The following is a 14,681-nucleotide window of genomic DNA, read 5'->3' as shown; positions in this document are numbered from 1 at the left end:
AAAGTACATGGCCTTATTGCCTCGACCGAGCTGAACGTAACCTGTCAGGCAAAAGCCCGAAACACTCTCTCGCTAGCCAGCAACAGTTCAGCTGTGCAACATGGCGCGCGTGTCTCCACAAACGGGAATTCCCTTTATGAAACGTTTTCTTAGCATCGCCATGGCGTTGTGCATCGGCCTGACGATGAGCCTCGACGCCAACGCCAAGCGCTTTGGTGGTGGCAAAAGCGCCGGCGCTGCGCCGACGCACCAGACCAGCCAGATGGCTCCTTCTTCTCCAGGCGTTGGCGGCGCTGCGGCGACCGCTGGTGCTGCCGGTGCCGCTGGCGCTGCTGCCAAGGCCGGCGGTGCTTCCAAGTGGCTTGGCCCTCTGGCCGGCATCGCCGCCGGCGGCCTGCTCGCTTCCATGTTCATGGGCGGCGGCTTCCAGGGCATGCAGATCTTCGACATCCTGATCATGGCCGTGATCGCGTTCGTCATCTTCCGCTTCATCGCCGCCCGTCGCCGCAAGCAGCAGGAGCATCTGGCTCCGGCCGGCGCGCCGATGCAGCGTGAAGTGTTCGAGCAAAAGCCTGCCGGCATGGGTTCGATCTTCGGTGGTTCGGCTGCACCTGCTGCCGCCCGTCCGGTAATCAACGCACCGGCCTGGTTCAACGAACAGAACTTCCTTGAAGCTGCGCGCAGCCACTTCCAGTCGCTGCAGCAGCACTGGGACGCCAACGAGATGGACAAAATCGCCGAGTTCGTAACCCCGCAAATGCTTGAGTTCCTCAAGCGTGAGCGTGCGGATCTGGGCGATGCTTTCCAGTCGACCTACATCGACAACCTCCAGGTACAACTGGACGGCGTGGATGACCGTGCGGACAAGACCATTGCCACCCTGACCTTCAGCGGTGTGTCGAAGACCTCGCGTTTCGACCAGGGCGAAGTGTTCAGCGAAAGCTGGAACATGGAACGTCCGCAGGGCGACAACCAGCCTTGGCTGGTGGCTGGTATCCGCCAGAACGGCTGATCCCCTCTGCGTTAAGCATGCGGTAACAAAAACCCCGGACTTGTCCGGGGTTTTTCTATTTCGCGGTTGCATCTATAGCAAGCTACTGTATAAACCGGCCCATATAAACCGCGCCATTCAAGCAAGAGGATCCCGGACGTGGAAGAAATCATCGAACAACTGCGCGACGCCAACGAACCGGTACCGGTTCCCCTGGAGTTGCCTGACGAAGATCTGCTGGTCGAAATCGAAGAACAACTGTTCATCGATATTCCGTTTGTCTTCAGAGAGTTTTTGCTGACAGTCAGCGACGTGGTTTACGGTAGCCTGGAGCCGGTAACTGTCACCGACCCGCAATCGCACACCTACTTGCCGGATGTCGCCGCCAACGCTTGGGATGCCGGCGTGGATCGCAGCCTGATTCCAATCTGCCAGGACGGCGATGATTACTACTGCGTCGAAGAAGATGGCACGGTGGTGCTGTGGCAGGCTGAAGAAGAACTGATTGCCGAAGAAACGTGGGAGTCGGTGTGGCATTGGGCGCGGGACGTCTGGCTGGAAAGCTGATCAGCCAAACGCCCCAGATGGTCAATGCCCCGATGACTCCTTATGGTTGTCGAGGGTTTCCAGCAAGGCCACCTGCATCCGCGTATGCACGCGGATGAACCAGCGCCAGAGCAACGCCGCCACGGCGGCCGCCACCACGGCAATCAGCACCAGCAACTTGTTAGTCGGCAAGATACTGGCCGACAAGGCTGCCAACAGCAGGAAAATCACCAGCAGCGAGAGAATCGGGATCACTTCGGAGATCACCCGGCGCACTCGCTGCGTGTGCCGCCCGGCCATCTCCGGCTTCACGCCCATCTCCGCCAGCAACATCGACAGCGCCTTGAGCTTGCGATACGCCGGGATCAAGAACGGCAACGACACCAGCAGCGCCCCGCCCCAGATCAACGCCTTCTGCCAGCTCGGGTCACTGATCCAGTCTTGCAGCGACAGCGAGATACGCTCGGCGAAGTAAGCCCCGCTGAAGAAGATCGCAATCACCAGTGCCAGATTGACCCCCACCTGCAACAGAATTCGTCGGATCATCGACGCCAGCATGGCGCTCTCGCCTTGCGGCTGGATGCTGCGCAACCATTCGCCGTACATTCCGAGCACCCTTGCCAGAGGCTTGGGCATGGCGGCAGACAGCTTGATCGACAGCGGATCCGCCGCGCGAATCAGGTAAGGCGTCAGCAACGTGGTGATCACCGACACCGCCACGGCGACCGGATACAGGAAGTTGCTGGTGACCTGCAGCGTCATGCCCAGCGCAGCGATGATGAAGGAAAATTCGCCGATCTGTGACAGCCCCATCCCGACCCGCAGTGAGGTGCGTCCGTCATTGCCGGCGATAAAGGCTCCGAGCCCGCAAGACAACATCTTGCCGAGCACCACGGCGACGGTGATCACCGCAATCGGCCACGCGTATTGCAGCAGGATCATCGGATCAAGCATCAGGCCGATGGCGACGAAGAAGATGGCGCTGAACAGATCACGAACCGGCTCGATCAGCCGTTCGATTTTCAGTAGTTGCCGCGACTCGGCCATGATTGCGCCGATCAGGAATGCCCCCAGTACCATGCTGTATTCGAGCTTGACTACCAGCAGGCAGAAGCCGAAACACAGGCCCAGCACGGTGATCAGCAGCATCTCGTTGCTGTCGAATTTGGCCACATAAGCCAACAGTCGCGGCACCAGCAGAATGCCGATCACCAGCGCGACAATCATGAACAGCGACAGCTTGCCGACCGTGGAAAACACTTCGCCGGAGCTGACGGTGCCGCTGACCGCAATACTCGACAGCAAGGCAATGATGCCGATGCCGAGGATGTCCTCGACGATCAAGACGCCGAAGATCAACTGCGCGAAGCGCTCGTTCTTCATCTTCAGATCGTTGAGTGCCTTGACGATGATGGTGGTCGAGGAAATCGCCAGAATCGCGCCGAGGAACAGCGAATCCATGGTGTTCCAGTCGAACCAGCGGCCGATTTCGTAGCCAATCCAGATCATCAGCACGATTTCGAGGAACGCCGCGATAAACGCCGTGGCGCCGACCTTGAACAACTTGCGCAGGCTGAATTCGAGCCCGAGGCAGAACATCAGGAAGATCACCCCCAGCTCGGCAAGGGTCTTGATGGTTTCTTCGTCGTGGATCAGGCCGAAAGGCGGGGTGTGCGGGCCGATGATGAAGCCGGCGACGATGTAGCCGAGCACTACCGGCTGCTTGAAACGGTGAAACAGAACGGTCACCACACCCGCGACCAACATGATGACTGCCAGGTCCTGAATAAAGCTGATGGCATGCATGGCGTGGGCTCCTTGAATGACGAGGCTCGCGGTCAGACATCAGAAAAATCTGAGCGAGCCGGGTAAAAATCCGCTTTTCGTGTGGGAAATTGCCCTTGAGGCGGGCTTTTGCAGGGTAACACCGCGACTTCCGGCTGGAAGGCAGTGCAATATAAGGAAACAGATCGATACCGGCGTGACGGCAGCCACTCGCCCGGCGTCCCGATAACGGTGCTTTTGAAAAGCGACCAGGCACCCCGCAGAGGTGCTTCCAGCAAACCAGCCTTGATCCGTGAGAACGTTATGGAACCCGGAAACGCCCAGCTGTCGATGACGGTACTGATGACCCCCGACATGGCCAATTTTTCTGGCAATGTCCACGGCGGCACCCTTCTCAAATACCTCGATGAAGTGGCCTACGCCTGCGCGAGCCGCTATGCCGGCCGCTACGTGGTGACGCTTTCGGTGGATCAGGTGATTTTCCGCGAGCCGATTCACGTCGGCGAACTGGTGACGTTCCTCGCTTCGGTCAACTACACCGGCAACACCTCGATGGAAGTCGGTATCAAAGTGGTGACCGAAAACATCCGCGAGCGGTCGGTACGTCACACCAATAGCTGCTTCTTCACCATGGTCGCGGTCGACGATCAGCGAAAACCGGCCGCCGTGCCGCCGCTACAACCGCAGAACAGCGAAGACAAGCGCCGATATATGCAGGCCCAGCAACGCCGGCAGATTCGTCAGGAGCTGGAAAAGCGTTATCAGGAAATAAAAGGCGACGCCTGATCAGCCTTTGGAAGGATGTCGCTTTATCGATAGCCTTCGCGAGCAAGCCCGCTCCCACATTAATCGCAGTCCTCCCATGAGAACGCGGTTGAATGTGGGAGCGGGCTTGCTCGCGAATGGGGGGCGACGCGATCTTACAGACTGATCGCGGTGGCCTCGAACTTCACCCGCGGATGCGCAATCCGATCCTGCGCCCGCACCAGTTGCAGCTCATAACTGGCGCATGCCTGGGTCTCCAGCAGCACTTCATGCACCGCGGCTGCTGTGAACTCGAACGCCGCCACCAGACTGTCCCCGAGCAGCACCCGCGCCAGAAACAGGCCAGACGTCAGATCGCCCACGCCCACCGGCTGACGCGGAAACGCCAACAACGGACGACGCAGATGCCAGCTCTGGTCAGCCGTTACCAACAACATCTCGAAACCATCGGCCGGTTTGCCCGGGTAGTCCAGATGCTTGACCAATACCGCTTTCGGCCCGCGCGCCAGAAGAGCCCGCGCCATCGCCAGGCAATCGAACAGCGATTGCGGCTTGCGCCCGGAGAAGCTGTCCAGCTCCAACTGGTTCGGGCACATGAAGTCGGCCACGGCCGCCGCCTCGTCCAGCAGGAAATCGCTGACTTCCGCCGGCACGCTGCAACCCTTCTCCGGGTGGCCCATCACCGGGTCGCACAAATACAAAGCTTTCGGATTGACCGATTTGATCCGCGCCACGCCGCTGAGAATCGCCCGGCCCTGCGCCGCGCTGCCGAGATAACCGGACAACACTGCATCGCAGTTGCCCAGCTCGCCAATGGCCGCAATGCCTTCAACCAACTCGGGAATCTGTTGCGGCGCCAACACTTCGCCGGCCCACTGGCCGTACTGGGTATGGTTGGAGAACTGCACCGTGTTAAGCGGCCAGACATTCACCCCGACCCGCTGCATCGGAAATACTGCGGCGCTGTTGCCGGCGTGGCCGAACACCACATGGGACTGAATGGCGAGCAGATGAGGCGTACGTTTCATTCGGGTTTTTCCGTAAAACGATTGAAATTCAAGCCGCGCAGTATGCGACGAAACGCAGCCTGTACGACAGACCGGCGACGCAGTTAAGCTGACGCCATCTTTTGGAGTTCCTTGTTGATGCTGACCCTCGAAAACATCTTCGTGCTGATGCTGTTCGCCGCTGCCGGCGCGTGGCTTTGGCACAACCACGGCTTGCGCGAGCGGGCGCTGGAGCGGGTCAAACAGCATTGCATCAACGTCGGCGTGGAGCTGCTGGACGGTAACGTCGCATTGAAGAAGATCGGCTTGATCAAGGATGCCAGCGGTCGACGACGCCTGGCGCGGATCTATACCTTCGAGTTCACCGTGACCGGCGAAACCCGGCACAACGGCACCATTACTCAGTTCGGTGCCCACAGTGCGCAGATCGAACTGGCGCCCTACCCGGCACCGTTCGACGATACGCCGCCGGTGGTCGAGGTTCACAAGCCACGCGCCGAAGTCATCGAGCTCAGTCAATGGCGGCAGGAACATACCAAGTGGAAACCCTGAAAGATTAAAAGATCGGCAGCGTCTGGTTCCCCCTGTAGGAGCTGCCGCAGGCTGCGATCTTTTGATCCTCAACCCACTCGACAACCCGATATCGCCCTCTGCAAAACACCAACCTCCTGCGCCTCACCGAAAATCAGCTCAATCCGTGAATCCCGCCGCCATTCACTCGACTGCCAATCCAGCTCGGCATTATCCAGCGCGTTCGCCGAGACCCATTCATCAACGCTGTGGATAACCAGCTTCGCCCTCTTCCAGACAAGGCTCTCCAGCCAGGCTGCAACGCTTTGGCGGTCGAATATCTGACTCGGATGCCAACGCCAACCGACGCTCCAACCGCCGTCTTGCGCCTGACTCAGGCAAATCGGCACCGACGGATCGCTCCAGACTGCCGGGATCTGTGCCAATCCCTTCGGCACAATCAAGTTATCCACAGCCGTCACCGCTTTCGCCCTTACCCCCGGCAATTCGCTCACGGGCAATTGCGCTTGCTGCGTCCAGATCAGCCTGACTTTAGGTAATTGTCGGGTGATTTCATTGCGCACCGATTCATCAAGGTTTTCAGACTTGTTCAGCAGCAATAAACCGGCACTGGTCAACGCTTCCTGTTGTGCGGCCGGCAACGGTTTCCCCGCTTGGAGCGCTTGGGCGTCCAGCACCAGAACACACGGCTGAACGGCCAGCACACCCCGCCAAGGCGCCTCGCTCAACTGCTTGATGAGTTGCGCCGGATGACCCAATCCGGACGGCTCGATAAACAACCGATCCGGCTTCGCCTTGCGCAGTAAACGGCCGAGGCCGATCTGAAACGGCGCACCATTGACGCAACACAAGCAGCCCCCGGCCACTTCACCCAGTGCGATACCATCGCCGTCGCGGCTCAGCAGCGCGGCGTCGAGGCCGATCTGGCCGAACTCATTAATCAGCACCGCCCAGCGTTCGCCTTCCGGGCGTTGCGCCATGAGATGGCGGATCAGGCTGGTCTTGCCGGCGCCTAACGGACCTGCGATGACATGAGTAGGAATGTTCTGCAACATGGTGGGTATTTTCTGAGGAGGTCGAAGATGCGTTGGATGGGATGGTCGTTGCTGTTGATGGTGGTGTCGAGCAAAGTGTTGGCCCAAGCCTGTGTGGTGCACAGTCAGGGCGAGCGGGTCGACGTCAAAGTCTGCCAGCAGAACCGCAACATCCCGGAAAAACTGTTCAACGACGGCTTCTGCCAGCCAACGCTGGCCGGGCAGAAAGTCGACGTGCAGTACGTCGATCAATGCCCGACCGGTGCCTTCGGCGTTTGCAGCAACGCGCAAGTCGCCAATATGCCCTATCGCCAGGACATCCACTATTACGGCGTGGCCACTGATGCTGCCTATTTGCAGCCGTACTGCGAAGGCCAAAGCCAAGGCGCATGGCTCAAGCCTTGAGGCGTTAGCCGAGCCAGTCGAGGGTCAAGATCAGCCGACGCTCGCCGGACGCCAGTTGCGGGGAGCGATGGATGAGGCCGAAGCCTTCATTGCCGTGCCATTTTTCACCTTTCAATAACGCCACATCAGCGCTTTTGAGTTGTTGGACCTGCCCTGCTTCCTGCGGCTCGGCGTTTGCCTGGCCCAGTTGCTGACGATCCATTGCACCTTCCCTGAGCCACTGGCTGCCGACTCCGGCATAGGTGGTGATCAGGCGCACGGGCACATGATCGACGTGAAAACGTGGGCACATCGCTTTATCCAGCACCCGCAGGCGCAGGCCGATACGCCGGGCGCCGAGCAGACAGGCGAAGGCGCTGACGAGCCATCCAATATCAGCGATAAACCCTTCATAGCCTTGTAGATCGCGAAATCCCAAGGCTAGCCCGGTGAGATCCGGTTCGGCCTCTTCGTCGGGTAACTCCAGGCACAGCGACTCGGCCAGGGACTCGTTGAGCGAAAGCAGGAGACTGGCGAAATCAGCGATATGCAATGGCAGTTGTCGCTGCCAGATGCTCAGGTTGACGTCGTCCTCAAGGATTCCCGTCAGCACTTTGGGTGTCGCTCCCTGATGCTGATAACGCGTGCGATTTTGCTGGAGACTCAGTGCGAGCATCACGCCACCTCTTCGTGCCAAGGGCCGAACGGATCCGGCAGCAATCGCCAGCCTTCAACGCCGATCGCCATTTCATCATCGGTTAGCAGGCAGCCATCGAGTTCGGCAGAAAGCTGTACGAAATCGATGTTCTGTCCGATGAACACCAACTCCTGACGACAATCTCCGACACTCGGCGTCCAGTTTCCCATGATGGCGGCGGTGCTTTCCTGATCCTGCGGCCATTGGTTTTTCTCCACAAACCGCCACCAGCGCCCGGCAAAACCATGGCGCATCAAACCGCCGGCCTGCGACCAACTGCCTGCGTCCGTGGGCTTGCTCGCCAACCAGAAGAAACCTTTGGAGCGCAGCAGTTTGCCGTTCAGCCATGGGCGGTCGATGAAGCTGAAGAAACGCTGCGGGTGAAAAGGCCGACGCGCGCGGTAGGCGGTGGAAGCAATGCCGTACTCCTCGGTTTCCGCGACGTGCTCACCGCGCAACTCCTGCAGCCAGCCGGGTGCTTGCGCGGCTTTTTCGAAGTCGAAACGGCCAGTGTTGAGGATCTTCTCCAGCGGCACTTCGCCCATCACCATCGGGATAATTTCAGCTTGGGCGTTAAGGCGCTGGAGGATGGCGATCAGCTCCTCACGCTCACGCTGGCTGATCAGATCGATCTTGCTGATGAGCAGCACGTCAGCAAACTCGATTTGCTCGATCAGCAAGTCGGTAATGGAGCGTTCGTCCTCTTCGCCGAGGGTCTCACCGCGAGAGGCGAGGCTTTCGGCAGCCTGGTAGTCGAGCAGGAAATTCACGCCGTCGACTACAGTGACCATGGTGTCGAGACGAGCTACGTCGGCGAGGCTTTGCCCCTGTTCATCGCGAAAGGTGAAGGTCTCTGCCACTGGCAGCGGCTCGGAAATGCCGGTGGATTCGATGAGCAAGTAATCGAAACGCCCTTCTCGGGCCAGTTTGCTGACTTCTTCGAGCAAGTCTTCACGTAACGTACAGCAGATACAGCCGTTGCTCATTTCGACAAGTTTTTCTTCCGCGCGGTTCAGGCTGACATCACGCTGGACTTCGCTGCCATCGATGTTGATCTCGCTCATATCATTGACGATTACCGCGACGCGCAAGCCGTCGCGATTACGTAGTACGTAATTCAAAAGTGTACTTTTTCCGGCGCCGAGAAATCCGGAAAGAACGGTCACTGGCAGTACGGCTGACATTGGATAATCCTCTTCAGGTAGCAACCAATCTGCGCTTTTGCGTAGCGCGTGGCGTTCTGGGCTTCATACGACGGTTCGCAGAAGGTAAACGCTTGAAATCGGCTGGATCAGGCTAAGTTCTAATTTATGTTATAGTATAACAATGTGAATTAGCCAGCCTTGCTCTTGCTCTTACAGATGAAGAGTTGGAAGCTGCCATCAGTCCGCCGCGTGGAAAAGGTCATGAAACATCCGCTGAAACGCTTGGTTTTTAGCCTTGCACTGGTGGCCGCTACTGGCGCTTGGGCACAGGTCCCCGCGCTCGCTACCTGTACGCACAGCGCCAATCTACTGGCCTGTGTGGATGCTGAAGGCAATGCATACAGCGTCAACACGATCGGCAACACGCTTTACCTGCGCGGTTTCGAAAAGGTTGGTCAACGCTACTGGGCGCAAACCAACAGTCGATTCGGTCAACTGACGTTCTTCACCGGTATCGCTTCCGACGGTGAGGCATGGGTGGGCTACACCCGCCGAGTGGGTTGGACAACCATCAACCGCTTCTCCAGCTCGGGAGGCAACAGCGCGAAATTCACTTGCAGCCGATTGACCGGCTGTTAGACCTGGGCTTTTTGTTGCTCCCGCTGCCAGGCCATGTAGCTGTCAACCGGCGGATTCTTTTGAAAGTAGCGCTGCAAACCCTCAAACAAACCATCGGCGACGGCTTGCTGATGCCTAGCCGTGACCAATCGCTGGCTGTCGCGGGCATTGGAAATGAAGCCGGTTTCCACCAGGATCGATGGCACATCCGGTGACTTGAGCACGGCAAACCCCGCCTGTTCCACGCGCTTCTGATGCAGTGTGGTGATGCCGGCCAGACTGCCGAGAATCGTACTTCCCAGCTGTAAACTCGCAGCGATGGTGGCGTTCATCGACATGTCGAGGATTACACCCGCGAGCATCGGATCCTTGTCCTTCAGATTTAACAGGCTGGTCGCACCGAACAGATCTGCGCCGTTCTCGCGCTGCGCCATGAAGCGCGCAGTCGCCGAGGTCGCGCCGCCTTCAGAAAGGCAGTACACCGAGGCACCCGAAGCCGTCAGTCGTGGAGCCGCATCGGCATGCACCGAGATAAACATGTCAGCCTTGTGCCAACGGGCGATCTCTACGCGCTTGCGCAACGGCACAAAGAAGTCGTCATTTCGCACCAGTTTCACGTCGAAACCTTTCTCTTTTTTCAGGCGTTTGGCGAGCACCCGGGCGATGGACAGCACGACATCTTTCTCCCGCTCACCTTTCGCGCCGACCGCGCCGGGATCTTTTCCACCATGGCCAGGATCAACGACAACGATGATGTCGCGCTGCGGGTGAGCTCTATTCTGAGGTGTTTCACGTGGAACCTTTGGTGTCGGGGTGGCCTGACTTGCACTAACCAGATCCAGCACCAAGCGATTCCCCTGCCCATCCTGTGGCGGCAAAAGGAAACTGTTTAGCCGCACCGGAGCACTCAGATCGAGAACAATGCGCGTATCGCCCTGAGCAAAACGTCCAGATCGAATCGAGCGAATCACCGTGTTGCCGAGTGCCAATTGGTTGAAGTCCCCCTCCAGACTGGCTCCGCTCACATCTATGATCAACCGTTCGGGGGCACTGAGACTGAAGGTTTTGTAGCGAACCGGGCCGCTTAAATCGAACACCAATCGCAGTTTTTCATCCGAGCGCCAGAGTCGCGCATTGCGGATCTGTGCGGCTGAGGCATTAAAAGGGAGAGCCAGCGCTGCGCTGGCGAGGATCAGATTAAGCAATTGGCGTCTGTGCATATGAAAGCCTGTTCATGAAAAAGGCATCGTGATTTAAATTGTTATAATGTAACATTCAATTCAATCAACACGATGGTCCCGAACATGAATTCGCTGACACTTCCGGATATCGCTGCGCAGGCTTCCCGCCAGGCTTTGCCACTCGAGTGGGTGGGTATGCGCGGCATCGCGTTACCAATCCTGTTAGAGGGCCAACGACTGAATGCCAAGGTCGATGCCGGTGTCAGCCTTGATGACAGCGAGGCACGCGGCATTCATATGTCGCGACTGTATTTGGCACTGGAAGCCCTTGAGCAGGACAACCTTTGCCCCGCTCTGCTGCGTTATGTATTGCAACGTTTCGTTGATAGCCATGAAGGTTTATCCAAGAGCGCATACCTCAATATCAATACCGAGTTGCTACTGAAAAGGCCTGCGCTGATCAGCCCTTTGGCCGGTTGGAAATCGTATCCAGCGACAATCTCAGCCAGCCTGAAAAACGAAGTGTTCCACGTGGAACTCAAAATCGATGTGCCCTATTCCTCGACTTGCCCATGCTCCGCGGCACTCGCTAGGCAGCTGATCCAGCAACAATTCATCGACGATTTCGCCAATCAACCCCTGCAACACGCCGATGTTTTGGCCTGGCTCGGTTCAACCCAAGGGATCGTTGCGACACCCCATAGCCAACGCAGTACCGCGCAACTGCACGTTCATCTAGACGAATTTATTGATGAGCTGCCACTCGGTGCGATCATCGATGATGCCGAAGCAGCCCTCGGTACCGCGGTACAAACCGCAGTCAAACGCGCCGACGAACAAGCCTTCGCCCTCGCCAACGGGCAGAACCTGATGTTCTGCGAAGACGCCGCGCGTCGACTGAATCTCGCCCTGCGTCGCTCTCCCGGCGTCAGCGCTTTCCATCTGCGGGTGATTCACGCCGAAAGCCTGCACGCCCATGACGCGGTTGCCGAAAGCCAATGGCAGCGGGAGCAAGAATGATCCGCTGCCAATCCCTGATCTGGGGCGCACCGGGTCAACCGCTGACCTCGCCCCTGCACCTGGAACTCGACAGCGGCAGCCTGACGGCAATTATCGGCGCCAATGGTTGCGGTAAAAGCAGCCTGTTGAAAGTCATCGCCGGGCTGCAAAAGCCTTTGGCAGGAAAGGTGACGCTAAGCGTTCCACGGCAAAGCGGCTTGTCCTTCCTCCCCCAACAGCAACACCTTGATCGCCAGTTCCCAATCAACCTGGAAGAGTTGGTGGCTGCCGGTTTCTGGGGACGAAGACTGTCGACGCAATTGCGCTCCCAGCGCCTCGCAGCCGCACTGGAAAACTGGCATCTGAGCGGACTCGGCCACCGCCCATTAATGGCGTTGTCCGGCGGTGAACTGCAACGCGCCCTGCTCGCTCGATTGAGTCTGACTGACTCACCTGTTCTGTTGCTCGACGAACCCCACGCCGCACTTGATGAACTTGGCCAACAGTTGCTCTGGCAACACATCCACGCCTGGCATGCCGAAGGTCGAACACTGGTTGTGGTTTGCCATGACCTCGGCGCCGTCCGCCAACACATCCCTGAAACGCTGCTGATCAAAAACAGAGACTGTGTATTCGGCGCAAGCGCAGATCTCATCGTGCAATCACCTCACACGCAGGTGGCCTGATGCTTGACGTCGCTCACCTCTGGCAACCATTCAACGAGTTCGTCTTCATGCGTCGCGCGCTGCTCGGCGGCCTGGTGTTGGCGTGCAGCACGGCACCACTTGGGGTGTTTCTGATCCTGCGGCGCATGAGCCTGATCGGTGACGCCGTCGCCCACGGCATCCTCCCCGGCGCCGCATTGGGCTTCTGGTTTGCCGGCCTGAGTCTGCCCGCACTGACACTCGGCGGCCTCGGTGCAGGCCTGAGCATGGCCGGCCTCGCCGCGTGGATCACCCGCCGCACAGGTTTGCGCGAAGACGCCAGCCTCGCCGCGATCTATCCCATATCGCTGGCCAGCGGCGTGCTGATTCTCGGCATCGCCGGCAAACGCCTCGACTTGTTACACCTGCTGTTCGGCTCGGCATTGGCCGTCGACGGTCCTACCCTCAATGGCATGTTGTGGGTCTCGGCGTTCAGCCTGATCGCCATGCTGCTGATCTACAAACCGCTGCTGCTCGACACCCTCGACCCGCTGTTCTTAAGAACGGTCAGCCGCCTCGGCCCACTCGCTCACGGTTTATTTCTGACCTTGGTTGTGTTGAATCTGGTGATCGGATTTCAGGCGATCGGCGCGTTGATGGTGGTCGGATTGATGATGCTGCCCGCCGCAGCATCTCGATTCTGGAGTCGTCGATTGCCGATCCTGATTGCCATCGCGGCAGTCATAGGTTGCCTCTCAGTGTGGTTCGGCTTGCTCCTCTCTTTTTATTACTCGCTGCCCAGCGGGCCAGCCATCGTGTTGGTCGCTGGTACGGGTTATCTGCTGTCCGTGGTGTTTGGGCCGGTACACGGTTTGCTGCGCCGCCCACCTTTGCTCACATCCCAATGAGGTGTTTCCCGATGCGCGTTCTACTCGTGCTGTTCAGTCTGATGCTGTCGATGTCTTTGTCGGCGGCGGAGAAATTGCCGGTGGTCACCAGCTTCAGCATCCTCGCCGACATGGTTCATCAGGTCGGCGGCGAGCATATTCAGATCACCAATATGGTCGGCCCGGACGCAGACGCCCACACCTACGAGCCGACGCCGGACGACGCCAGGGCCCTGCTCAGCGCCAAAGTGATCATCAAAAACGGCTTGGGTTTTGAACCGTGGCTGGATCGGCTGGTCACCAGCACTGACACCAAAGCCACAGTCATCAGTGCCAGTCACGGGGTAATTCCGCGCTCGCTGGATGAAGACGGTGAGACGATTGCCGATCCGCACGCCTGGCACAATCTGGCCAACGCCGAGTTGTACGTTGCCAACATCACCAAGGCATTGATCGCCGCCGACCCCGCGAACAAGGCCGACTACGAGCGCAACAGCAAAACCTACCTGAAGCAGATCTACGCCCTGCTCGCCGAAGCCAAGGCCAAGCTCGGTTCGCTGCCACCTGGCAACCGCAAGATCGTCACCAGCCACGATGCGTTCGGTTATCTCGGCCAGGCTTACGGCATCGACTTCATGGCCCCGCAGGGTCTTTCCACCGAGCGCGAACCTTCCGCTGCTGAAGTCGCCGCGCTGATCACCCAGATCCGCCAGACCAAAGTCAAAGCGGTGTTCATGGAAAATATCAAAGACGCACGACTGCTTAAACAGATCGCCGACGAAAGCGGCGCCCACATCGGCGGCACGCTTTACTCGGACGCGCTCGCGGCGAGCGGCCCGGCCAGCACGTTCACCGGTCTGTTCGAATACAACCTCAATACCCTTTACGACGCACTGAGCCAACAATGATTCGTAAAAATCCTTCAGGCGATCTGCCGCAAATTGCCGAGTCAGCCTACGTCGATAAAACCGCGATCATCTGCGGCAAAGTGGTGATCGGCGAGAACGTATTCGTGGGTCCCTATGCAGTCATCCGTGCAGACGAAGTGGATGCTTCGGGTGCGATGGAACCGATCACCATCGGCGCCAATTCGAACATTCAGGACGGCGTGGTGATCCACTCCAAATCCGGCGCGGCGGTGACCATCGGCGAATTCACATCCATTGCCCACCGCTCGATCGTGCACGGCCCCTGCGTGGTCGGCGACCGCGTTTTCATTGGCTTCAACAGCGTGCTGTTCAATTGCGTGGTCGGCGACGGCTGTGTGGTGCGGCACAACTCGGTGGTCGATGGCCGTGATTTGCCGGACGCGTTCTACGTGCCCTCCACTACCCGGATCGGGCCGAACACCGACCTTTCCCAATTCCCGCCGGTGAGTGTGAGCGCCTCGGAGTTTTCCGAAGACGTGGCACGCACCAACGTCGATCTGGTGCGCGGCTACAAAGCTTTGCAGAACGAGTTCTGAAT

Annotated in this window: 17 protein-coding genes; 11 read left to right on the top strand and 6 right to left on the bottom strand. The window is 58.7% G+C overall.

Annotation, left to right across the window (positions count from 1 at the left end; all coding sequences use genetic code 11):
* Positions 1-136: 136 nt before the first annotated feature.
* Both ATI02_RS15890 and ATI02_RS15885 read left to right on the top strand, forming a co-directional pair.
* Positions 137-1,012: a Tim44 domain-containing protein gene (locus tag ATI02_RS15890; protein WP_095188670.1), complete on the top strand. Its 876-nt coding sequence runs from the start codon at positions 137-139 to the stop codon at positions 1,010-1,012.
* 138 nt (positions 1,013-1,150) lie between these two features.
* Complete coding sequence (locus ATI02_RS15885; protein ID WP_095188671.1) at positions 1,151-1,558, top strand: SMI1/KNR4 family protein; 408 nt, start codon at positions 1,151-1,153, stop codon at positions 1,556-1,558.
* A 21-nt stretch (positions 1,559-1,579) separates the two neighbouring features.
* On the opposite strand, the gene ATI02_RS15880 is transcribed toward ATI02_RS15885, so the two are convergent.
* Positions 1,580-3,343: a cation:proton antiporter gene (locus tag ATI02_RS15880; RefSeq protein ID WP_100846759.1), complete on the bottom strand. Its 1,764-nt coding sequence runs from the start codon at positions 3,341-3,343 to the stop codon at positions 1,580-1,582.
* 282 nt (positions 3,344-3,625) lie between these two features.
* Here ATI02_RS15880 and ATI02_RS15875 point away from each other — a divergent pair, with 282 nt between their 5' ends.
* Positions 3,626-4,108 carry an acyl-CoA thioesterase gene (locus ATI02_RS15875; protein WP_003229693.1) on the top strand — a complete coding sequence of 161 codons (483 nt, stop codon included), beginning with the start codon at positions 3,626-3,628 and terminating at the stop codon, positions 4,106-4,108.
* A gap of 134 nt (positions 4,109-4,242) precedes the next feature.
* Here the strand turns inward: ATI02_RS15875 and pdxY are convergent, their stop codons facing one another.
* Positions 4,243-5,115 carry a pyridoxal kinase PdxY gene (gene pdxY / locus ATI02_RS15870; protein WP_095188673.1) on the bottom strand — a complete coding sequence of 291 codons (873 nt, stop codon included), beginning with the start codon at positions 5,113-5,115 and terminating at the stop codon, positions 4,243-4,245.
* 117 nt (positions 5,116-5,232) lie between these two features.
* On the opposite strand from pdxY, the gene ATI02_RS15865 reads away from it, so the two are divergent.
* Positions 5,233-5,646 (top strand): DUF3301 domain-containing protein, encoded by a 414-nt coding sequence (locus ATI02_RS15865; RefSeq protein WP_095188674.1) that lies wholly within the window; start codon positions 5,233-5,235, stop codon positions 5,644-5,646.
* A 68-nt stretch (positions 5,647-5,714) separates the two neighbouring features.
* Here ATI02_RS15865 and ATI02_RS15860 read toward each other — a convergent pair whose 3' ends face one another.
* Entirely contained in the window at positions 5,715-6,680 is a 966-nt protein-coding gene (locus ATI02_RS15860) for a CobW family GTP-binding protein (protein WP_100846758.1), read from the bottom strand.
* 27 nt (positions 6,681-6,707) lie between these two features.
* Here ATI02_RS15860 and ATI02_RS15855 point away from each other — a divergent pair, with 27 nt between their 5' ends.
* Positions 6,708-7,064: an NADH:ubiquinone oxidoreductase gene (locus tag ATI02_RS15855; protein WP_100846757.1), complete on the top strand. Its 357-nt coding sequence runs from the start codon at positions 6,708-6,710 to the stop codon at positions 7,062-7,064.
* A gap of 4 nt (positions 7,065-7,068) precedes the next feature.
* On the opposite strand, the gene ATI02_RS15850 is transcribed toward ATI02_RS15855, so the two are convergent.
* Both ATI02_RS15850 and zigA read right to left on the bottom strand, forming a co-directional pair.
* Positions 7,069-7,719: a DUF1826 domain-containing protein gene (locus tag ATI02_RS15850; RefSeq protein WP_095188677.1), complete on the bottom strand. Its 651-nt coding sequence runs from the start codon at positions 7,717-7,719 to the stop codon at positions 7,069-7,071.
* Positions 7,719-8,924 (bottom strand): zinc metallochaperone GTPase ZigA, encoded by a 1,206-nt coding sequence (gene zigA / locus ATI02_RS15845; protein WP_100846756.1) that lies wholly within the window; start codon positions 8,922-8,924, stop codon positions 7,719-7,721. Before zigA ends, ATI02_RS15850 begins: the two co-directional genes overlap by 1 nt.
* A gap of 222 nt (positions 8,925-9,146) precedes the next feature.
* Between zigA and ATI02_RS15840 the strand changes: the two genes are divergently transcribed.
* Positions 9,147-9,524 carry a glutamine synthetase gene (locus ATI02_RS15840; RefSeq protein WP_095188679.1) on the top strand — a complete coding sequence of 126 codons (378 nt, stop codon included), beginning with the start codon at positions 9,147-9,149 and terminating at the stop codon, positions 9,522-9,524.
* Here ATI02_RS15840 and ATI02_RS15835 read toward each other — a convergent pair.
* Complete coding sequence (locus ATI02_RS15835; protein ID WP_100846755.1) at positions 9,521-10,723, bottom strand: N-acetylmuramoyl-L-alanine amidase; 1,203 nt, start codon at positions 10,721-10,723, stop codon at positions 9,521-9,523. The two genes, ATI02_RS15840 and ATI02_RS15835, sit on opposite strands and share 4 nt — an antisense overlap.
* An 84-nt stretch (positions 10,724-10,807) precedes the next feature.
* Between ATI02_RS15835 and folE2 the strand changes: the two genes are divergently transcribed.
* From folE2 to ATI02_RS15810, 5 genes are read left to right on the top strand one after another with little or no spacing between them, the layout of a single operon-like run.
* On the top strand, positions 10,808-11,704 hold the full coding sequence (gene folE2 / locus ATI02_RS15830; protein ID WP_100846754.1) for a GTP cyclohydrolase FolE2: 897 nt from the start codon (positions 10,808-10,810) through the stop codon (positions 11,702-11,704).
* Positions 11,701-12,369, top strand: coding sequence for a metal ABC transporter ATP-binding protein (locus tag ATI02_RS15825; RefSeq protein WP_095188681.1), 669 nt, complete (start codon positions 11,701-11,703; stop codon positions 12,367-12,369). Before folE2 ends, ATI02_RS15825 begins: the two co-directional genes overlap by 4 nt.
* A complete protein-coding gene (locus ATI02_RS15820; RefSeq protein ID WP_095188682.1) occupies positions 12,369-13,235 on the top strand; it encodes a metal ABC transporter permease in 867 nt (288 codons plus the stop codon). Before ATI02_RS15825 ends, ATI02_RS15820 begins: the two co-directional genes overlap by 1 nt.
* An 11-nt stretch (positions 13,236-13,246) precedes the next feature.
* A complete protein-coding gene (locus tag ATI02_RS15815) occupies positions 13,247-14,122 on the top strand; it encodes a metal ABC transporter substrate-binding protein (protein ID WP_100846753.1) in 876 nt (291 codons plus the stop codon).
* Positions 14,119-14,679: a gamma carbonic anhydrase family protein gene (locus tag ATI02_RS15810; protein WP_025112617.1), complete on the top strand. Its 561-nt coding sequence runs from the start codon at positions 14,119-14,121 to the stop codon at positions 14,677-14,679. Before ATI02_RS15815 ends, ATI02_RS15810 begins: the two co-directional genes overlap by 4 nt.
* Positions 14,680-14,681 lie beyond the last annotated feature (2 nt).

The sequence above is a fragment of the Pseudomonas baetica genome (genome assembly GCF_002813455.1).
GTDB lineage: Bacteria > Pseudomonadota > Gammaproteobacteria > Pseudomonadales > Pseudomonadaceae > Aquipseudomonas > Aquipseudomonas baetica.
The sequence above is the reverse complement of the archived record's forward strand: the minus strand, read 5'-3'. Positions and strand labels throughout refer to the sequence as shown.